At 71.8% G+C, this 19,231-nt stretch carries 17 protein-coding genes and 1 pseudogene; 3 read left to right on the top strand and 15 right to left on the bottom strand.

All coding sequences use genetic code 11. The annotated features are described in order from the left end of the window. Nucleotides 1-47: 47 nt before the first annotated feature. From ACK8N7_RS09760 to ACK8N7_RS09745, 4 genes are read right to left on the bottom strand one after another with little or no spacing between them, the layout of a single operon-like run. Nucleotides 48-1,010: a UbiA family prenyltransferase gene (locus ACK8N7_RS09760; protein WP_015611478.1), complete on the bottom strand. Its 963-nt coding sequence runs from the start codon at nucleotides 1,008-1,010 to the stop codon at nucleotides 48-50. Then, nucleotides 971-2,422 carry an NDP-hexose 2,3-dehydratase family protein gene (locus ACK8N7_RS09755; RefSeq protein ID WP_500441909.1) on the bottom strand — a complete coding sequence of 484 codons (1,452 nt, stop codon included), beginning with the start codon at nucleotides 2,420-2,422 and terminating at the stop codon, nucleotides 971-973. The genes ACK8N7_RS09760 and ACK8N7_RS09755 overlap by 40 nt, the downstream gene beginning before the upstream one ends. Continuing rightward, entirely contained in the window at nucleotides 2,419-3,402 is a 984-nt protein-coding gene (rfbB, locus tag ACK8N7_RS09750; RefSeq protein ID WP_403209993.1) for a dTDP-glucose 4,6-dehydratase, read from the bottom strand. Before rfbB ends, ACK8N7_RS09755 begins: the two co-directional genes overlap by 4 nt. Further along, on the bottom strand, nucleotides 3,399-4,454 hold the full coding sequence (locus ACK8N7_RS09745) for a glucose-1-phosphate thymidylyltransferase (protein ID WP_403209995.1): 1,056 nt from the start codon (nucleotides 4,452-4,454) through the stop codon (nucleotides 3,399-3,401). Before ACK8N7_RS09745 ends, rfbB begins: the two co-directional genes overlap by 4 nt. A 352-nt stretch (nucleotides 4,455-4,806) precedes the next feature. On the opposite strand from ACK8N7_RS09745, the gene ACK8N7_RS09740 reads away from it, so the two are divergent. From ACK8N7_RS09740 to ACK8N7_RS09730, 3 genes are read left to right on the top strand one after another with little or no spacing between them, the layout of a single operon-like run. Further along, on the top strand, nucleotides 4,807-6,024 hold the full coding sequence (locus tag ACK8N7_RS09740) for a methyltransferase domain-containing protein (protein WP_403209997.1): 1,218 nt from the start codon (nucleotides 4,807-4,809) through the stop codon (nucleotides 6,022-6,024). Between the two features lie 30 nt (nucleotides 6,025-6,054). Further along, on the top strand, nucleotides 6,055-6,633 hold the full coding sequence (locus tag ACK8N7_RS09735; protein ID WP_403209999.1) for a dTDP-4-dehydrorhamnose 3,5-epimerase family protein: 579 nt from the start codon (nucleotides 6,055-6,057) through the stop codon (nucleotides 6,631-6,633). After that, a complete protein-coding gene (locus ACK8N7_RS09730; protein ID WP_403210001.1) occupies nucleotides 6,633-7,601 on the top strand; it encodes a Gfo/Idh/MocA family protein in 969 nt (322 codons plus the stop codon). The genes ACK8N7_RS09735 and ACK8N7_RS09730 overlap by 1 nt, the downstream gene beginning before the upstream one ends. A 102-nt stretch (nucleotides 7,602-7,703) precedes the next feature. Here ACK8N7_RS09730 and ACK8N7_RS09725 read toward each other — a convergent pair whose 3' ends face one another. The 11 genes and pseudogenes from ACK8N7_RS09725 to ACK8N7_RS09675 form a co-directional block, all read right to left on the bottom strand. After that, on the bottom strand, nucleotides 7,704-9,677 hold the full coding sequence (locus ACK8N7_RS09725) for an FAD/NAD(P)-binding protein (RefSeq protein WP_403210003.1): 1,974 nt from the start codon (nucleotides 9,675-9,677) through the stop codon (nucleotides 7,704-7,706). After that, nucleotides 9,677-11,242, bottom strand: coding sequence for a class I adenylate-forming enzyme family protein (locus tag ACK8N7_RS09720; RefSeq protein ID WP_403210005.1), 1,566 nt, complete (start codon nucleotides 11,240-11,242; stop codon nucleotides 9,677-9,679). Before ACK8N7_RS09720 ends, ACK8N7_RS09725 begins: the two co-directional genes overlap by 1 nt. 58 nt (nucleotides 11,243-11,300) lie before the next feature. Next, nucleotides 11,301-11,840 (bottom strand): SRPBCC family protein, encoded by a 540-nt coding sequence (locus ACK8N7_RS09715; protein WP_403210007.1) that lies wholly within the window; start codon nucleotides 11,838-11,840, stop codon nucleotides 11,301-11,303. 84 nt (nucleotides 11,841-11,924) lie between these two features. After that, entirely contained in the window at nucleotides 11,925-12,851 is a 927-nt protein-coding gene (locus ACK8N7_RS09710; protein ID WP_403210083.1) for an NADase-type glycan-binding domain-containing protein, read from the bottom strand. Nucleotides 12,852-13,301: 450 nt separating this feature from the next. After that, nucleotides 13,302-13,364: pseudogene (locus ACK8N7_RS09705) on the bottom strand (zinc ribbon domain-containing protein); the annotation flags it as partial. A 4-nt stretch (nucleotides 13,365-13,368) separates the two neighbouring features. Continuing rightward, nucleotides 13,369-13,956 carry a phage tail protein I gene (locus ACK8N7_RS09700; protein WP_403210009.1) on the bottom strand — a complete coding sequence of 196 codons (588 nt, stop codon included), beginning with the start codon at nucleotides 13,954-13,956 and terminating at the stop codon, nucleotides 13,369-13,371. Continuing rightward, complete coding sequence (locus tag ACK8N7_RS09695; RefSeq protein ID WP_500441905.1) at nucleotides 13,953-15,914, bottom strand: putative baseplate assembly protein; 1,962 nt, start codon at nucleotides 15,912-15,914, stop codon at nucleotides 13,953-13,955. Before ACK8N7_RS09695 ends, ACK8N7_RS09700 begins: the two co-directional genes overlap by 4 nt. Beyond that, nucleotides 15,914-16,351 carry a GPW/gp25 family protein gene (locus ACK8N7_RS09690; RefSeq protein WP_319342540.1) on the bottom strand — a complete coding sequence of 146 codons (438 nt, stop codon included), beginning with the start codon at nucleotides 16,349-16,351 and terminating at the stop codon, nucleotides 15,914-15,916. The genes ACK8N7_RS09695 and ACK8N7_RS09690 overlap by 1 nt, the downstream gene beginning before the upstream one ends. Further along, a complete protein-coding gene (locus ACK8N7_RS09685) occupies nucleotides 16,348-16,665 on the bottom strand; it encodes a PAAR domain-containing protein (protein WP_018509804.1) in 318 nt (105 codons plus the stop codon). The genes ACK8N7_RS09690 and ACK8N7_RS09685 overlap by 4 nt, the downstream gene beginning before the upstream one ends. A 67-nt stretch (nucleotides 16,666-16,732) precedes the next feature. Then, the gene (locus ACK8N7_RS09680; protein WP_500441902.1) at nucleotides 16,733-18,502 is read right to left on the bottom strand and encodes a VgrG-related protein; all 1,770 of its coding nucleotides are present in this window, start codon (nucleotides 18,500-18,502) and stop codon (nucleotides 16,733-16,735) included. Beyond that, nucleotides 18,499-19,221, bottom strand: a complete 723-nt coding sequence (locus ACK8N7_RS09675; protein ID WP_015611503.1) for a CIS tube protein — start codon at nucleotides 19,219-19,221, stop codon at nucleotides 18,499-18,501. Before ACK8N7_RS09675 ends, ACK8N7_RS09680 begins: the two co-directional genes overlap by 4 nt. Nucleotides 19,222-19,231: the final 10 nt, after the last annotated feature.

Raw genomic sequence — 19,231 nt, 5'->3', positions numbered from 1 at the left:
CGGGCCGGCCGGAGGCGGTGGCACGGGTGCGCCCCGGCTCGGCGGAGTCAGACGCCGAAGTGGACCACGTTGAACAGCAGCACGCAGCCGACGGTGACGCGGAACGCCACCACCCCGCGGCTCCGCGCCAGCAGCGCGTGTCCGTTGCTCAGGAACCCCGCGTACTGACGCAGCCGCAGGACGATGAGGGGCAGCAGCGCCACGACGAACCACCAGGTGATCCAGCCCGCGAGGGCGGGCCCGACGATCACCAGCACGTTGAGGGCGGTGAGGCCGCCCAGGAACAGCCGGTTGCCGCGCTCCGAGGTGAGGACGGCGACGGTCCGGCGGCCCACGGCCGCGTCGCCGTCGATGTCCTTGGTGTTCGAATAGCCCGCTATCATCAGCTGCCCGAACCCGAACAGCAGCGCCTCGACCAGCACGAGCGCCGGCAGATGCCCCGTCGTGATGCCGTACGGGGCGAGCACGAACGCCGAGGCGGAGAAGAGCAGCAGCAGCTCCCCGAGACCGATGTAACTGAGCTTGAGGCCCCAGGAGTACTGCACGCTCAGACTCAGCAGCAGGACGGTGACGACGACCGCCCAGGTGGGTGTGTGCGGCGCCTGCACGGTGGCGACCAGCCACCACACCGCCCCCCAGACGAGGCTGAGATGGCCGAAGCGCTGCGCCTGGTCCACGGTCAGGTCCCCGGTCAGCAGCGGCTTCCGCTTGAGCGGCCGCAGCTCCGTGCCCCCCTCACCGAGGTAGTTCGCGCTGTCGCTGCCGTCCTTGATCCCCGTCACGTCGTCCAGCGTCATGACCGCGGACAGGACACCGACCTTGCCCACGGCGAAGATCGCGATGGTGAGCAGGACGGCGCCGTTCACCCGGGTCGCCGGCTCCATCGCCGTCCAGACGATGGCGAGGGCGAGGAAGAAGTCGATCACGAACTGGAACTTGACCAGCCGGGCGTAGACGCCGAACCGTCCGATCACCCCGGGAGCGGGTGAGGCTTGGGGAGTCGCTGCCATGGAAGCTCCTGACGGGTGAGGGTGGCCGCTGCGGTGTTGAGGCAGGCGAGCAGGGTGCGTGCCTGGACGTTGACGTAGTGGCTGTGCCGGACCAGCGCGTTGAGCTGACCGGGGGTGACCCACGCATAGCCCGCGGGCGGCCGTGCGGGAGCGTCCGCCTCGTCGGCCTCGACGAACAGGTACCGGCTCTCCGCGTGCCGGAACCGGCCCCCCTCCTCGGAGTGCACCGCCTCGTAGAGGACCCGTCCGGGGGCGGCGCCCGCCACCAGGTCGAGGAAGGGCGGCCGGTCCGCGCCCGTGAGGTGGCGGTAGTTGCCGGGGGTGTGCTGGACGGTCGGCGCCAGCTCGACCCGGTCGAGGAACCCGCCCTCACGCCGTGCGTGCACCAGGACATGCGGTACGCCGCCGAAGGAGCGGGTCACGAAGGCGGTGACGCCGAGCCCGACCGGTTCGATCAGCGGCTGGGTCCAGCTGGTGACCTCGCGGCTCTCCGCCTGCACCGCCACGGCCATCACCCGGAAGTACCGCTCCTCGGCGTGGTCGATGGAGGACGGTCCGCGCTTCCACTCCCGCACCGAGTCCAGGGGGATGCGGCGGGCCCGCACGTCGTGCAGGGAGCGCTCCTCGGTGATCCAGGAGATCAGCTCGGTGTCGGGGAGGAGTGCTTCGCTCCCGCCGGAGCCGACGGGGGCGCAGGCGAGCACGGTGCGGGCGTCCATGTTGACGACGTTGTCGCGGCGCAGCAGCTCGCCGATCTGGCCCAGCGTGAGCCAGCAGAAGTCGTCTTCCGCCGGCACGTCCTCCGTCGTTTCCACGATCATGTTCCGGTTGGACTTCCGCAGGAACCACGCGCCGTGCTCGGACTGCAGTACGTCGGCGAGGACCCGCCCCCGTCCGTCCCCCAGGAAGTGGCCGAGGTACTTCACCTCCGCCCCGCGGTGGACCTTGGTGTAGTTGCTGCGGGTGGCCTGGACCGTGGGGGAGAGCTGGAGGAGGTTGCGGTTGCCCGGTTCCATCTTGGCCTGCATCAGGAAGTGCAGAACGCCGTCGAACTCCTTGGCGAGAATGCCGAGGACACCGATCTCGGGCTGGTCGATGATCGGCTGCTGCCACTCCTGGAGCGGCCCGTCGCCGATGGTGACGTGGACACCCTCCACGGAGAAGAACCTGCCGCTGCGGTGCACCAGGTTCCCGGTCGTCCCCTGGAACGACCAGCCGTCCATGGCGGCGAACGGGATGGGGTCGACCCGGAAGCGGTTCGCCGCGGCCCGCCCGGCGAGCCACTGGGTCACATCCTCCGTGCGCAGCCCCCGGCCCCGCAGCGTCCGGGCGGAGAGCGCGAGGCGTTCGGCCACCCCGCCGCCGTCGCGTGGCCGGGGGAGCGACCGGCCGGCCGCCGCGGGCCCGGTCACTGCGGGGCTCCGGCCTGGGCGGCCGGCTGCTGCCACCGGTCGGGGGTGTCCCGGTACCAGGCGACCGTGGCGGGCAGCCCCTCGGCGAACGGGATGAGCGGCTCGTACCCCAGCTCCTCGCGCAGCTTGGTGCCGTCCAGCGAGTAGCGCAGATCGTGCCCGGGCCGGTCGGCCACCCGCAGGACCGCCGTCGGGTCGGCACCGCACAGGTCCAGCAGCCGTTCCACGACAGCGGTGTTGGGGTGTTCCTCGCCGCCGCCGACGTTGTAGACCTCCCCCGCCCGGCCCTTGGTGAGGATCAGGTGCACGGCCCGGCAGTGGTCGTCGACGTGCGTCCACTCGCGGACGTTGCGTCCGTCCCCGTACAGCGGCACCTGCTCGCCCCGCAGCAGCCGGGTGGTGAAGAGGGGGATCAGCTTCTCGGTGTGCTGGTAGGGGCCGTAATTGTTGGAGCAGCGGCTGACCGAGACATCGAGTCCATGGGTACGCGCATAGCTCCGGGCCACCAGGTCGGAACCGGCCTTGGACGCCGCGTAGGGCGAATTCGGGGCGAGCGGCCATTCCTCGGTCCAGGAACCGGCGGAGATCGATCCGTAGACCTCGTCGGTGGAGACGTGCACCACCCGTCCGACCTTGCTGTGGAGCGCCGCGTCCAGCAGAATCTGGGTGCCCAGGACATTGGTGCGGAAGAATTCCGTCGCGGCGTCGATCGACCGGTCCACATGCGATTCCGCGGCGAAATGCACCACGGCGTCGTGACCGGGCATCAGGTCCCGTACGAGGTCGGCGTCGCAGATGTCCCCGTGGACGAATTCCAGCCCCGGCGCGTCCATCGGCAGGTTACGCAGATCGCCGGAGTACGTCAGTTTGTCCAGGACGGTCACCCGGGCGCCCACCGCGTCCCGGTACCCGCCCGCGAGCATGGTCCGGACGTAGTGCGAGCCGATGAAGCCGGCTCCGCCGGTCACCAGGATCCTCATGACGCTATCCCCACGTTCGAGTCGTCCCCGATGATCAGCCGGTGGTGCCGGGAGGCGTGGACCGAGGCGGACCGGCCGATCAGTGAGCCGGTCACTCCGCGCAGGTCCGCGACCGTCGATCCGTCCAGCACGATGGAGTCGCCGATCTGGGTGTCGCGCAGTTCGCAGCGCCGGCCGATGGAGGTGTAGCGGCCCACGTGGCTGTCGGTCACCACACTGCCCGCGCCGATGATCGCGGGACCCTCGATCCTCGACCGCACCACCCGGGCGCCGGGCTCGACGACGACCGCCCCGGTGAGCCTGCTCGCCCCGTCGACCTCGCCGGAGAGGTCCTGCCGCAGCTTCTCCAGGACCCGGCGGTTGCATTCGAGGACACCGTCGATCTGCCCGGTGTCCTGCCAGTAGCCGGTGTATTCGGCGGCCTTGACCGTGACCCCCCGCCCGACCAGCCACTGCAGGGCGTCGGTGATCTCCAGCTCGCCCCGCGGGCTCGGCTCGATCGACGCGACGGCCTCGTGGATGGCCGCGGTGAAGAAGTAGACGCCGATCAGGGCGAGGTCGCTGACCGGGGTGACCGGCTTCTCCACCAGCCGCACCACGGTGCCTTCCGCGTCGACCTCGGCAACACCGAACGCGCCCGGGTCGGCGACCTTCTGGACGACGATCTGCGCCGGCGGCCGTTCCTTGGCGAACGACCGGGCGACGGAGGTGATCCCCTCGGGCAGCATGTTGTCGCCGAGGTACATCAGGAAGTCGTCGTCACCGAGGAACTCACGGGCGACGACCACGCAGTGCGCGAGGCCCAGCGGCTCCTCCTGGTGGATGTAGGTGATGCGGGCGCCGAACCTGCTCCCGTCCCCGATCGCCTCGCTGATGCGGTCCCCGCTGTCGCCGACGACGATGCCGATCTCGGTGATTCCCGTTTCTCGGATATTGTTCAGCACATGTTCCAGAACGGCCTTTCCGGCGACCGGAACCAGCTGCTTGGGCGATGAATGGGTAAAGGGGCGCAGCCGGATTCCCATTCCGCCGGATAACACTAGAGCCTTCACTGTATCCTTCCGGAGTGAATTCTTTAGCCGGTCACTGGCGAACTCTGTCTTCCGGCTATTCCAGGATGACGTTCAGCAATCTAGCGGAGCCTGGGGGGTGGTCCGGACGGCATGTTCCGGAGTCTGTCAGGTCATAGGCGACCTGACAGACTCTGCGGGAACCCGCTGATTACGGAGGGCGTATTCCGCTTCTCCTCCGGCCGTCCGGCGGCTCCGCTCCGGCCCGCGCCCGGTTCTGTGCGGGTGCCGGACCTGACACATACATCGGCCCCGGCTTGAGGGTGCCGGGCGCCGCGGACAAGCTCCATTCCGGAACACCCACCCGAACGGAAACTCCCGAAGGAGCACGACTGTGGCCGAATGCCGAATATGCGGTGGCGATGTCGATGAATTCTTCGACTTCGGGCGGCAGCCCGTTTCCGACTCTTTCGTCACGCCGGAAACCGCGGGCAGCGAGTTCTTCTTCCGGCTCGCCGCCGGTATCTGCACCTCCTGCACGATGGTCCAGCTCATCGAGGAGGTCCCTCGGGAGCAGATGTTCCACGACGACTATCCGTACCGCTCCTCCACCTCTTCCGTGATGCACACGCACTTCGAGACCTTCGCCCGGCATCTGCTGGATTCCGAGCTGGCCGGGGACGACCCGTTCATCGTGGAGATCGGCTCCAACGACGGCACCATGCTCAAGACCTTCCAGAAGGCGGGCACGCGGCACCTGGGCGTCGATCCGTCGGGCCAGGTGGCCGACTTCGCCCGCGCCGAGGGCGTACGGGTGCGCACTGCGTTCTTCGAGGAGGCGACGGCGCGGGAGATCGCCGCCGAGGACGGCCCGGCCGATGTGATCTTCTCCGCCAACACCACCAGCCACATCCCGTACATGGACTCGATCTTCCGGGGCGTGGACGCCCTGCTGGCCCCCGGTGGTGTGCTCGTCCTGGAGGACCGGTACCTCGGCTCGATCATGGAGGCGAACGCCTTCGACCAGATCTACGACGAGCACTTCTACCTCTTCTCGGTCTCCTCGGTGGGGGCGATGGCCCGGACGTTCGGCTTCGAACTCGTGGACGTGGAGCCGCTCCCGGTGCACGGCGGCTCGATGCGCTACACCATCGCGCGCCCCGGAGCGCGCACCCCCGCCCCCGCCGTGGCCGCACTCCTGGAGCGGGAGCGGACAGAGGGCCTCGCCAGCCCCCAGACCTACCGCCGCTTCACCGCCGGGGTGGAGCGCAGTTGCGCGGAGCTGGTCCGGCTGCTCAAGGACCTGAGGGCCCAGGGCCGTACGGTCGTCGGCTACGGCGCGACCGCGAAGAGCGCCACCGTCATCAACTACTGCGGGATCGGTCCGGACCTCGTGCCGTTCATCTGCGACAGCACCCCGGCGAAACAGGGCCGGCTGACGCCGGGGATGCACATTCCGGTCCGGCCGTCCGAGGAGTTCTCCCGCCCCTACCCGGACTACGCCCTTCTCTTCGCCTGGAACCACGCCGAGGAGATCATGGCGAAGGAGCGGGGATTCCGTGAGGCGGGCGGCCGTTGGATCCTCTACGTGCCCGACGTCCACGTCGTCTGAGCGAGGGCGCCGAGAAGAGGAGAGAGCGACGTGCGGATCGACGAGACGGGCATCCCCGGCGCCTTCGCCGTCACCCCCCGCCTGCTCCCCGACGACCGGGGAAGCTTCCACGAAGGGATGCGCGCGGACAAGCTGGAGCAGGTCCTCGGCGCCCCCTTCATCCCCCGGCAGATCAGCTACTCCGTCTCCGCCCGGAACACCCTGCGCGGCATCCACACCGTCGCCGTACCGCCGGGCCAGGCCAAGTACGTCACCTGCGTCCACGGCGCCCTGCGCGACATCATCGTGGACCTGAGAGTGGGCTCACCCGCCTTCGGCCGGCACCACGTCCGCACGCTCGACGCGGCCTCCGGCCGCTCCCTCTACATCCCCGACGGCGTCGGGCACGGCTTCCTGGCGCTGGCCGACGACACCCGCATCTGCTACGTCATGTCAACGGTGTACGCACCGGGCACCCAGATCGACATCGACCCGTTCGATCCCGAACTGGACCTGCCCTGGGAGCTGACCGGAACGCCGCTGATGTCGAAGAAGGACACCGAGGCGCGCGGCCTGGCCGCGACACTGGCCGCCGGGCTGCTGCCCGCCTGGCGGGGAACGGGAGCGTGATGGGTCCGCGAAAGATCAGGGTGGGGGTGCTCGGCTGCGCCGACATCGCCCGCAGGCGGATGATCCCCGCGTTCGCCGCCTGCCCGGACACCGAGGTCGCCGCCGTGGCGAGCCGGGACACCGACCGCGCGAAGGCCCTCGCCGCCCCCTACGGCGCCCGACCGGTCCAGGGCTACGCCGAACTGCTGCACGACGACTCCGTGGACGCGGTCTACGTACCGCTGCCCCTGTCGCTGCACGCCGAGTGGACCGAGGCGGCGCTGCGCGGCGGCAAGCACGTCCTGGCGGAGAAGCCGCTGACCACCGACCCGGTCCGGTCGGCCCAGCTGTACGCGCTGGCGGAGGGTTCGGGGCTGGCGCTGATGGAGAACGTAATGTTCGTCCACCACCGTCGGCACGCCGAGGTGGACCGGCTGGTCGCCGAGGGAGCCATCGGTGAACTCCGTTCCTTCCAAGCGGTGTTCTGCGTACCACGCCGGCCTGCGGACGACATCCGCTACCGCCCGGAGCTCGGCGGCGGCGCACTGTGGGACACCGGCGTCTACCCGCTCCGCGCGGCCCAGCGCTTCCTCGGCCCCGGCCTGGAGGTCCTGGGCGCCGCACTCACCACGGGTCCGGGCTTCGCCGTGGACACGGCGGGCGCCGTACTCCTGCGATCCCCGGCCGGGGTGAGCGCGCAGATAGCCTTCGGCCTCGACCACGCGTACGGCAACGCCTACGAACTCCGCGGCAGCGAGGGGCGCCTCACCCTCGGCATGGCCTTCACCCCGCCCGCCGACGGCGCCCCCGCGGCCGTCCTCCACCGCTCCTCGGGCGCCCTGGAGGTGTCACTGCCCCAGGAGGACCAGGTCGCCGCCACCGTCACCGCGTTCGCCGCGGCGGTACGGGCCGGGCACGCCCCGTACGAGGAGAGCCTCGGGCAGGCGCAGTTACTGGACGCCGTACGGCGCCGTGCGGCACGGAACTGAGCGGACTCCACCACGCCCCGGTGGGGGCGGGTCAGTCCAGCGCCTGCGCGCCGGTGTCGCGGGGCGGGCCCGGTGCCCGGGTGCGGCGGGCCGCCGCACCCCTCACACGATCACCCCGTCCACGCCCAGCTGGGCGACCTCCGGCCGGACGGCGGCCGGGACATGCGCCGGCGGGGGCAGGGCGAGCACCTCGCGGGCGATGGCGTCGGAGTCCCCGACCGTCACCGAGTCGACCCCGGGCCGGATCCCGGCTGCCGTCACCCAGTGCACGGACTCGGTGGGGACCCCGTACGCGAACCGGCGGGGATGGGCCACACCGCGCCCGTCGAGCAGCCGGTAGGGCCGCTCGGTCACGGCGAGCCCGCCGGTCTCCGTCCACGAACCGTGCGCGGCGCGGATGCGGTACGGCATCGCCTGGTCGGTGTTGAGCAGATGGCGCAGCAGCGGATCGTCCGTGCGCCGCAGATCGGGCTGGGGCAGCCGGGCCTCGATCAGCACTCCCGACCGCACGGGCGTCCCCGGCACGATGCCCGACGCGGCGACGAACTCCGGGGCGGCCGCGTCCAGCCGGACAACGGTGCCGGGACCGGTGATCTCCACGATCCCCGCCTCGATCAGCGCGATCAGCTCCTCGATCCGGGAGGCCGGCGGCCCGATCGACAGATACGCGTTGAGCGGGGTGTACCAGCCCTCCAGATCGTCCCGGTGGGAATCGCCGTCCAGGCCGCCGTGGTCCACCGCGAGCCGGATCTCGTTGCGCAGATCCCGCAGCACGTCCAGGGCCGCCTTGAGGGGGCCCCGCACATTCCCGCTCCTGGCCTCCCGGGCGTCCCGCTCCAGATGCTCCAGCAGCCAGCTCCGGAACGCGTCGCGGTCGGCGAACTCCCGCCCGCCGCACGGCTTGGCGACCCGCTCCCAGTCCCAGCGGTCCAACGGCTCGATGCCGGCCGAGTCCAGCAGGGCCGGCAGGTCGTCCTCGCCCGCGCTCAGGTACTTCTCGACCAGCGCCTCCCGGCCGGCGCCGCGGCCCGACGCGGTGAGCAGCGTGCCGTAGTAGACGCTCTCCACCTCACGCCGGATGAGCGGCCACAGGTCCCGGCCGAAGTCGATCCGGCCGCCGTCCTGCCCTCCGGCCCGCATGTGCCCGATCGCCTCGGGGGTGAGCAGCCGGGGGAAGTACCGCCCCGACGCGCCCTTCTCGTTCTCCCCGCGTGCGTGGTAGGGCACCCCGCGCCGGGAGAACGCGTACATCAGGGGCTCGTCGCCCGACGGGTGGTAGACGAGCCGGCCGTCCGCGCGGACGAAGCTCCCGCCCCGGCCCACGCTGAACAGCGCCATGTAGTCGAAGAAGCACAGGCCCAGGCCGCGCAGCAGCACCGGAGCGCCGCCGGGGATCCCGCTGAGATCGAGGTCGGCGGGGTTGGCCGGGGTGACGTAGTCGAGGTGGTGGATGCGGGCCAGGCCGGCCGTGCGCTCCTCCCGCGCGGTCGGACGCGTCGGTACGTGGCCCTGCGCGAGGACGATGGCGTCCAGCTGGTTCAGCCGGGTGCCGTCCTCCAGCCGCAGGCCCTGCGGACCGCCGGGCACCCCGTGGATGTCGGCGATCGCGACCGCGCGCGAACGGTGCACGGTGACGGTGACGTGCTCGGGCGCCGACTCCACCACCCGGCGGAAGCAGTCGTGGAGGTAGCAGCCGTAGAACGCCCGGGTCGGGTAGTCGTCCGGCCCCAGGCCCCGGGCCTCCTCGACCACCTCCGGCGGGTGGCCGCCGCCCGGCTCCGAACCCGCCAGCGCGGTGGCCCACTCGAACAGGGTGGGGCCCGGGGCGACCGGCCCGGCGATGTTCACGCTCTCGTCGGTGAAGACCGTGATCTGCGACGCCACCGTGTTCATCAGCAGATGGGGGGACTGCTCGGCACGCCAGACCGTGCCGGCCCCGGGCGCGGACCGGTCCACCACATGGACGGCCACCGAGGGGTGCGAGGGCCGCACCCGCTCGTTGGCGCAGATCCGCTCCAGTACGGAGAGCCCGCGCGGCCCGGCGCCGACGACCGCGATCTCGATGGGACCGGCCATCACTTCCGGTCCTGTGTCTGCAACCGCCGCGCCAGCTCCAGTCGCTTGATCTTGGTGGTGGCGGTCTGCGGCAGATCCTCGATGCGCCACAGCACGGGTTCGGCCAGGGCCGGGAGATCGGCGACGGCCGAGCGCCACACGACGGCTTCCAGCGGCTTGTTGTCCCGGGTGGACACCACGGGCACGGCCAGTCCGTCCGGGCCGGGGACGATGATGACCTCGGTGAGCTCCGGCAGCCGGCCGAACAGCTTGTCCTCCAGCTCCAGGGTGCTGTCGATCCCGGGGATCTCGTCCACTTCGCGGTCCAGCAGGTGCAGACAGCCCCACTTGGTGCGGTAGCCGACGTCCCCCATCCGCCACCAGCCGTCGTGGATCTGCTTCTCCCAGCGCTGGTGCTCCCCGAGGTAGGTGACGATGCGCCCGTCGCTGCGGACCTCGATGAACCCGGGCGAGGACTTGCTCGGCTGGTTGCCGTCGCGGCTGACCACCCGTACGCCGGTCATCCCGGGGAACGGCGAGCCGACACAGCGGCCCTCCGCCTCGGCGCCGCGCTTGTGCGAGTAGGTGCGCCCGGCGATCGGCCCGACCTCGCTCTGCCCGTACATCTGGATGAACAGGCTGCCCTTGCGCCGGGAGGCGCCCAGGAGCCGGTGCACGGTGCGCGGGTGGATCGCGTCGAAGGTGGAGCTGAAGTACTTCACCCGGGCGAGCGGGGCGCGCGGGTCGTCCACCAGCTCCTCCCAGCGCATGAACGAGTTCGGGTGGGCCTCGATCAGACCGGGCGGGGCCTGGGCGAAGAGGCGGGCGACGCTGTCCGGTTCGTCCGAGGCGAGCACGATGACCGGATGGCCCTGGAGGATGGAGATGGGCATCGCCGTGAACATCCGCGAGTGCACGAACGAGACGTGGATCGCCACCGGCTCGTGCGGCCCCACCAGCTTGGCGACCGTCCCCTGGGGGCGGTAGCGCGCCTGGAAGGTCCGCCCGGTGTGCACGGCGAGCTTCGGTACGCCGGTGGTGCCGGAGGTGTGGGTGATCAGCGTGGGGTGGTCCGGCGGCATGATCACTGGAGCGACCCGGGCGACGCCCGCGAGCGAGGCCAGCTCGACGGCGGACTCATGGCTGCCGGTCGTCAGGAGCAACTGCTTGGAGAGCGAGAAGACTTCTGCCGGGAGATCGTGGTCGAGCTTGGCCTGGTCGGTGATCAGGTGGGGCCGGTCCACCCGGCGCAGCAGCTCGGCTACGGTCGCGCCGTCCAGCTTCGGGGAGAGCAGGACGGGTACGGCCCCGATCCTGGCCGCCGCACAGGCGAGCAGGGTGATGTCGAAGCCGTCGGACTTGTGGACGACGATCCGCTCCCCGGTGCGGACCCCGGCGGCCCACAGCCGGGACGCGAAGTCGTCCACCAGGTCGGCCACTTCGGTGAGTGTGAGACGTCGGCCCAGCTCCGGCGCGATGTCCAGGTCGTGATCGAGTACGACGGGGCTCGCGGGGTGTTTCGCGGCCGCCCGGTCGAAGAGCGTTCCCAGTCGGATTCCCTTGTTCCCGATGCGCTGCAGAAACATGCCGCGTCCCCTCGTCGTCGTGAATGGCCGCCGGCCCGGGCCGACCGGCCGGAGAAATTCAGGAATTCTCGATGATTTCCTTGATGCGCTTCAGGGTGTCCGCGAGATCCTGTGCGATCTTCGCGGTCCACTCCTCGATGAACTGCGCGCGCCCGGCCTCGTCCAGATCCTCGACGATCTTGTGAATACCGGCTGTCGCCGTGCCCATGCGGAAGTGATGGGTGAGCACGGCCCCGCCGTCCGCCGGCTCGATGTCGAAACCCCAGACACTTTTCTGGTCGGCACCGGCGTGCGAGAGCATCATCCAGCGGAAGGTACGCTCGGGTTCGGCGGCCGTGACCCTGCTGTCGGTGTGCCAGACGCCCCGGATGAGAGGGGCCCAGGCGACGACTTCCTCGCTGCGGAGATTACGGCCCCGGAACACACTGCCGACGGCCGACGGCTCGCCGGAAATCCATTCCCCGCCCTGGCATTCAGGGCTCCACTCGCCGCTGCGCGGGAGATCGCTGACCACGGCGTACACCTCTTCGGGCGTGGCCCGGACAGGAATATCGGCCCGCAGGTCGAACAACGGAGATTTCTCGATGAGGGAAGTCATGCCGAAAAGTTTCGCAGCGGCCCCGGAGGGCCTGCCACGTATCACTCAAGGGTTGGTCAGGTCCACCGCCGTGACCCCCTTTCGTCAGGTGCGCTTGAAGAACTCGACCTCCCCGACCGCGATCGGACGGCCCCCGTCCTGGCCCGCCGCCTCCCGCAGGACGAGCCGGACGGAGACGACATCGCTGATGCCCGTCCGTACCTCCTGCGGCCCTGGTTTGTTGTTGAACGTCAGCTTCTTCTCGTGGACCGTGCCGTCGGCCGTCTCGACGACCAGCTCCGCCCGGATCGGCCGGGGCTCACGCCGGAACTCCTCGGGCTCCTTCGACGCCCCCGTGTGCACGACGACCCCGACCAGCCGGAACGGCGTGGCGAACGTGCACGTCAGCGACGAGCCCAACGCCGGTGCGCCCCAGTACTTGTTGGTCAGGCCGTCGATGGCCGCGCCTGCCGGATGGCCGGGGGCCGAGCCGCTCGCACTCACCCCGGCGGGGCTGATCTCGGCCGTACCGCCGAGCTTGTCCCGTACGTCCTCGAAGAGCACGCGCCCGGCCGGCAGGAACAGGAAGCCCAGGAACAACAGCCCGACCACCGCCAGCACCAGCAGGATCCGCCGCAGTGCCCGGCCCGAGCGGACCCGCACGCGGCGGCGGAACGGCCACACCGTGCGCCACCACGGCAGGGGCTCGGCCTCCTCCTTGGCCTGGAGCGGTTCCGCGCAGCGTCGGCAGAACCGCCGCCCCGGCAGGTTCGGCGTACCGCAGGCCGGACACGGCGGCCCGTCCGGCGCCTCGTCCGCGTCCACCGGCCGCACGACGGGCCGCCGGACCACGGGCTTCGCGGGCTGAACGGCACCGATGGGCGCGTCGGCCTCGGGCGCGGGAGCGGGCTGCGCGGGCCGAACGGGCTGTACGGGCCGTACGGGAGGCGTCGCCGGTGCTGCCGGGCGTACGGGGGCGGGGCGCGCGGCCTCCGGCGCGGTGCGCGGCCGGGGCGGGGCGTGGGGCGCCACGGGAGGGGGCGGTGCGGGGGTGGCGGGCGTGGGCTCCGCCGCCGGGCGCGGGGGAGCGGTCGCCGGGGGTGCCGGTTCGGTTGCAGGGCGCGGGAGGTCGGGCACCGGGGGCGTCGGCTCCGCCGCATGGCGTGTCGGCTCCGCAGCGGGGCGGGGCGGCTCCGCCGCCGGGCGGGCGGGTTCTGCCGGACGGGCCGGTTCCGCGACGGGGCGTGCGGGTTCCGCCGAACGCGCCGATTCCGCAGCCGGGCGCGCGGGTTCCGCCGGGCGGGCCGGTTCCGCAGCGGGTTCCGCCGCCGGTTCCGGGGGCCCCGCGACCGGACTCGCGGATTCCACCCGGCCCGCCGGGCCGACAGGCCCGACCGGCTCCGCCTCCCCAGCGGCATCGGCAGCGGCCGCCGTCCCGCCGCCACCCCTCGGCGCCTCCGAGGACCACCCCAGGTACGACCCGCAGTTGCCGCAGAAGTCGTCGTCCTCGCGGTTGGCCGTACCGCATGCCGGACACGAGCGCATCGCGTCAGCCTCCTGTCTCTACGTTCGTCCCGGGCGCCTCGGCGGGCGGGCCCGGCAGGATCTCCACCCGGCAGGTGAGATGGACGGGGCACGAGGCCGTGACCACGTCCAGGACCCGGCTCGCGTCCACCGTGGCACCCGGCGCCACCGGCCAGACCCGTACGAGCAGTTCACCGGCCGGGGCCGGCGGCAGCTCCGTACCCGGGCCGGCCGACCACGCGACGCCCCCGCCGTCCCGCACATCGGCGTGGACACCGAAGCAGAGCCGGAGGTGTTCGACCAGACCGCGCCGGGTGCCGCGCCACCGGTGCAGCTCCACGGCGCGGGCGACCACGGCCCGTTGCAGCTCCTGCGGCCAGGCCCGGTCGATGTCGACGCCCACCCAGGTCGCCAGCCACGGCAGGAAGTCGGCCGGTGCGAGGGCCGGGTCGAAGTAGGCGGGCAGGTTGTCCAGCGTGGACAGGACCGGCGCCAGTACGGTGTCGAGCCCGGCCGTGAACCGCTGGGCCAGGTCGTCGTCGGCGTACAGGGCGGGCAGCAGTTCACCGATCGGGTAGCGGCTCGGCAGCCCGGGTACGGCGGCCCGGCTCACGCGCCCTCACCCGGCCCGCTCGGCGTGACGATCACCTGGTGCTGGTGGGAGAAGACCAGCGCGCCCGGAGCCACGTCGATCCGGTCCGCCGCACCGCCGCGCCGCCCGGTGATCGGGTCCGCCGGGAACAGCCGGACATCCTCCACCAGACCGGCCCCCCGCACCCCTTGGAGCACGGCGAAGACCTCCCCGTACTGCACGGGCCTCCCGAACGGCCACCCCGTGCCGTCCGCACCGCCCCGCAGCGGGTCGATGTGGCGGAACAGGGCCTCCAGCGCCTCCGCGCGCACCCGGTCCACGTCGGCCGGGGCCGCGACGAGCCGGGCGACCACGGTGACGCCCTGGTAGGCGGGCGGCTCCACGACCAGCCGGGTGCCCACCAGGCGGCGCTCGTCCAGCCGTTCCGCCACCGCCGCGAGCACCTGGTCCGAGGGGATCAGCTGCTCGAACCGGAGGTGGCCGCCCTCGTCGGCGACCGCGTCCGGCACGACCAGGACCCGCACCGCACCGGGCTCGCCCGCCACGGCGGGCAGGCACCGGACCCGGCGCAGGGACGGGGCCGCCTCACGGGCGATGACCTCGTAGTCCCGCGCGGTGACGGCCCGTTCCTGCACGCGCAGGATGTTGGGGGCCCGCACCTTGGCGTTCTCCACGCTCTCGCCGTCGACCCCCCCGGTCGCCGCCTCACGGTTGTCGACCCCCGCGACGTACGGGACCGAGCTGCGCAGCACGGAGATCGCGCCCCGGGCCACGTTCCCGGCCGACCCGCCGCCCGTGCGGTAGCGCGGTACGCGGAGCTGGGCGCCCTTCTCCGGGACGGCACCGTACGCGCGCATCGTGCCGTCCTCCTCCCGCACCTCGGGCGGGAACGCGAACTCACCGGAGACGGCGTCGATCCGGACGTGCCGGTCACCGGGCGAGGAGGCCCCGAAGTGCTCGACCGGCGTCCAGACCTGCCAGCCCTCGGCGGTCGACACCTGGACCACCGGCGGCTCCCCGTCCATCAGCAGCGGCACCCGGCTCACCGTGAACCGCTGCCCGGCGACGCCCTCGGAGACCCCGAGCGGCACGTCGAGGACGGTCTCCGCGTGTTCGACGGCGGCCGTGCCCCCCACCGTGAAGACCTCGGCCTCACGGATCGTCGGCGACTCGGAGTAGAACGGCTGGCCGGGCTCGGGCGCGGTGACCCGGCAGCGCAGCCACCCCGCCCGCGTACCGGCGACGACGGACGGGGTGTGCCCGGCCGGGACGAACACGATGACCTCGCCCGGCCGGTTGAGCCCGCCGGTGCTGTCGTCACCAGTCGCACACTCCACCCAGCGGGCCCCGTCCCACGCCTCCCACACCAGCGGCGGCTGACGCGGGTCGACGCCCACGCCCTCCACCCGGCTGTCCAGGCGTACGGCGACGATGCACCGGGGCACGGCGGTGGGCAGCCCGAACAGCAGGGCGTCACCGGGCTCCGGGCGCGCCGAGAAGCACGGGATGTCCTTGCCCGCGCCGAGCGGCCCGGTGCGGTCGGTCTGGTCGCCGGAGACCGGCGCGGTGACCAGCCGGACCAGCTCGCTCGGCACGATCGGCAGGTCCTCGGAGGTGGTGAACACCACCGGCTCCTCCGCCTCCCCGCGCGCGGTCGCCACCTCCGTACCGGCGGACAGGTGCACGGTCTCCGGCTGCGGAGCGGAGAGCCAGAAGTCGACCTCGGCCCGGGCCACGGTCGGCGGGAACAGGCTCACGCCCAGCAGGTCCAGGAAGGCCGCGTAGTTCTTGTCCGGCACCCGGTTCAGCCGGTACAGCAACTGGTCGACCATGTACGCGAACGTCTCGATCAGCGTGACCCCGGGGTCCGACACATTGTGGTCGGTCCACTCGGGGGAGCGCTGCTGGACGTACCGCTTGGCCTCGTCGACGAGCTGCTGGAAGCGCCGGTCGTCCAGGTTGGGTGAGGGCAGGGCCATCAGCGCGTCCCCGCTTCCACAGCCGCTTCGGAGGCGTCCCCGTCGGACGGGATCGTGTAGAAGGGGAAGACCAGGTTGCGCAGGTCGTTGGTGGCCCGCACGGTGTAGCGCACGTCGATGTAGAGCGTGCCCTCCTCGATCGCGTCGAACGCGATCACCACGTCCGTCACCTCGATGCGCGGCTCCCAGCGCTCCAGCGACGTACGGACCTCCTGGGCGATCCGCCCGGCGGTCGCGCCGTCGCCCGGCGCGAAGACGTAGTCGTGGATGCCGCAGCCGAACTCCGGCCGCATCGGCCGCTCGCCCGGTGCCGTACCGAGGATCAGGCCGATGGCCTCCTCGATCTCCTTGTCCCGCTCGACCAGGGCGATCCCGCCCGTGGCGCCGGTCCGCAGCGGGAAGCCCCAGCCGCGTCCGATGAATCCGCCGCCGCTCACATCGGGCCCCCGATCAGGACGTTCAGCGCACCGCTGATGATGGGCGCGCCGCAGCTGGTGGTGTCCCGCATCCGGGCGGCGGGCAGTCCGCCGATCAGCACCTGGCCGGTGACGGCCCCCGCCGGATTGGGCATGATCACGTTCGCCGGCCCGAGCGCCGCGTGCGGGGGGACGACGCACACGTGCAGACTCCCGGTGACGGCCGCGGGCCGGCCGCCGATCAGCACGGTGGCGACGGCCACCGCACCCGGGGGCGGGGTGCCGATGAGGCCGCCGTGGGCGGTGCTGTCGCCCGTACGGGCTGCGGGGGGCATGGCCGGGGTTCTCCTTGCTGTGAAAGGGACTTGAGGGATTTCAGGGATGAATGAGGGGCGCGGGGCGTCAGTTGATCCGGATGAGCTTGGCCTTGAGCACGGCGAGCAGCCCGCCGTCCACGGTGACCCCCGTCTTGCCGTTGATGGTCACCGAGCGCCCCTTGACCTCCACGTTGCCCGTACCCGCGTCGAGCGTGATGCCCGAGGCGGAGAGCGTCACGGAGCTCTGCGGCCGCTTGGAACCGGGGGCGAACACGGTGAGGGCGATCTCGTTCCTCCGCTCGTCCAGCGTGACCTCCAGCCGCTTGTTGCCACTGGCCAGCCGGACACCGGACGGGCCGCGCGAAGTGTCCAGCAGCTCCAGCCGGTTGCCTGAACGGGACACCAGGGAACGGCGGTTGACCTTGCCGCTGGTCTTGTCGACCAGCGGTACGTCATGTTCCGACGGCCGGTCGATCCCGTTGTAGAGACCGCCCAGGACGTACGGGCTGTCCAGCAGCCCCTGCTCGAAGCCGACCAGGACCTCGTCGTTGACCTCGGGGCTGAACACCCCGCCGCCCCCGTTGCCGCCCCACTGCACCGTACGGACCCAGTCGGTCACATAGGTGTCGTCCAGCCAGGGGAACTTCAGCCGCACCCAACCCCGTTGGCCCTTGCCCTCGCGGATGTCGGTGACCACGCCGATCGCCAGCCCCGGCATGCGCGGACCGCGCGAGGGGGCACCGCCGCCGGTCAGCCCGGCCAGCGAACGGTCGGGCGAGGCGCTGACGATCACGGTCGTGCGGTAGCCGCCGTCCGGTTCGAGGACGTGGTGGGCGGCGGTCGCCGTGTAGCGGCCCGAGAAGGTGGCGCCGACGTTGCCGAGGGCCACCGGAGCGCCCGCCCGCAACTGGGGGTTGCCGACGGCGACCGCCTCGATCTCGCCGAAGCCGGAGCTGACCGAGGCCGCCACCGCCCCGGCCACGGCCGTGGTCTCCGCCTGGGTCCGGTACGGGGTGTCGGCGACGGTCGTCCGGGCCTTCGCGCCGAACGCCCCGGCCGCCACCGTCGGGCTCATCCCCGGAATCACGGTGGTGGAGCGGACGGACTGCTCCCGCGCCACGAGCCGCGTCTTGGTGTCGACGTTCCAGCCGCGCACCTCCACATCGCCCGCCCCGTCCGCGCCGGTCACGACCGCTCGCAGGGAGAGCAGGTTGTCCCCGTACTCCAGGACCATCGGGTTCTTGGCGGCCCGGGTGGTGGGCGAGGGCGCCGAGGAGGCCGGCTTCGGCTTGGTGAACTGCAGCACGCCCTTGTCGTCCACCCGCACCCGCGCACCGCTCTCGGCGGCCAGGTGCTGGAGGAACTCCCAGTCCGAGACGTTGGGCTGGGTCAGCTGCTTGTACGTGATCGGCGCGGCCTCGACCTTGCCGCAGGCCAGCCCGGCGCCCGCGGCGACCTTGCGGACGATGTCCGCGGTCTTCATGTTCCGGTACGCGACCACCTTCCGGCCGCGCTGCAGCCGGTGCGCCTTGGACAGGGCGCGGATCACGGTGAACGTTCCGGTGGTGTCGTGGTCCAGCTCGATCGCCGTGACCTCACCGGTGAACAGCCGCTCACGGACCCGGTCCTGCACGGTGACCACGGATATCTTCAGCGGGGTGCCGAGGGTGATCCCGCTCTCGCTGAGCAGATCGTGGTCCGGGTCCCGGTACATCAGCACGGCGGCGTCCGGCAGCCCGACGTTCTCGTCGACCACGCAGCTCACCAACTGGGCCGCCCAGCCCAGCGGCAGCTCGGCGGGTATCTCCACGATCGGATCGGCGGCGAAGGAACGCCCCGGGGCGGACGCGCTCATCGGCCGCCCTCCGCGAGGTGGTCTTCCAGACCCGGCACGAGGAGCTCGCTGCCGGGGATCAACTGCATCGGGTTGTCGATGTTGTTGGCGTCGGCGATGGTGCGCCAGGCGGTGGCATCGCCGTACTCGCGCCAGGCGAGCAGCGGCAGGCTGTCCCCGGCCACGACCCGGTGCGTACGCCGTGCCTCCTTCGAACCCGAGGTGGGGTTCTGGCCCGCCGGGTCGACGCTCGCCTCCTCGATGGAGAGGGAGCAGGTGGCGCGCAGCGGCTTCCCGTCCACGTCGAACAGGGTGTAGGAGACGGACAGGTTCGAGAGCACACCGTCGAACGAGGTCGTCCTCGACGTGCCCCAGTCGAACCGCACCCAGGGGCTGGCGGGCGTCTTGCGCGCGAGGCTGGTCGGCGTGGGCACACACGCGATCATCAGCTGCTCCACCGCCTTCTCCACGGAGTTGTCATGGGTGGCCGTCGCGTCGAGGAAGACCTCCAGGGAGAGCGACCGCGGCCCGCTCCCGACGAACTCGGGCAGCGCGGACTGCCCGGCCATCCGGGACGGGGTGCGCCGCCACTCGGTGCTCTTGCTCAGCGACAGCTTCGAGGGGTTGAACTGGAGGGTGAGCTGGGCGAGTTTGCCGCCCGGCTTGGCGCCAACGGTCGACGGCGGTTCCATGATGGTCAGTTGGGCGCGCGCACGGCTCGCACGGAGAGCTGGTGACATGGCGTTCCTC

Source organism: Streptomyces griseobrunneus (assembly GCF_046713465.1).
In the GTDB taxonomy this organism is placed as follows: domain Bacteria; phylum Actinomycetota; class Actinomycetes; order Streptomycetales; family Streptomycetaceae; genus Streptomyces; species Streptomyces microflavus.
Note: the sequence above shows the minus strand (reverse complement) of the source record. Positions and strands in the feature narration are given on the sequence as shown.

Coding starts and splice junctions, on each gene's coding strand:
- ACK8N7_RS09680 (WP_500441902.1), bottom strand. CDS start 18,502: ATGAGCGCGTCCGCCCCGGGGCGTTCCTTCGCCGCCGATCCGATCGTG.
- rfbB (WP_403209993.1), bottom strand. CDS start 3,402: ATGAGGATCCTGGTGACCGGCGGAGCCGGCTTCATCGGCTCGCACTAC.
- ACK8N7_RS09675 (WP_015611503.1), bottom strand. CDS start 19,221: ATGTCACCAGCTCTCCGTGCGAGCCGTGCGCGCGCCCAACTGACCATC.
- ACK8N7_RS09695 (WP_500441905.1), bottom strand. CDS start 15,914: ATGGCCCTGCCCTCACCCAACCTGGACGACCGGCGCTTCCAGCAGCTC.
- ACK8N7_RS09720 (WP_403210005.1), bottom strand. CDS start 11,242: ATGTTTCTGCAGCGCATCGGGAACAAGGGAATCCGACTGGGAACGCTC.
- ACK8N7_RS09715 (WP_403210007.1), bottom strand. CDS start 11,840: ATGACTTCCCTCATCGAGAAATCTCCGTTGTTCGACCTGCGGGCCGAT.
- ACK8N7_RS09760 (WP_015611478.1), bottom strand. CDS start 1,010: ATGGCAGCGACTCCCCAAGCCTCACCCGCTCCCGGGGTGATCGGACGG.
- ACK8N7_RS09685 (WP_018509804.1), bottom strand. CDS start 16,665: ATGCCCCCCGCAGCCCGTACGGGCGACAGCACCGCCCACGGCGGCCTC.
- ACK8N7_RS09730 (WP_403210001.1), top strand. CDS start 6,633: ATGGGTCCGCGAAAGATCAGGGTGGGGGTGCTCGGCTGCGCCGACATC.
- ACK8N7_RS09725 (WP_403210003.1), bottom strand. CDS start 9,677: ATGGCCGGTCCCATCGAGATCGCGGTCGTCGGCGCCGGGCCGCGCGGG.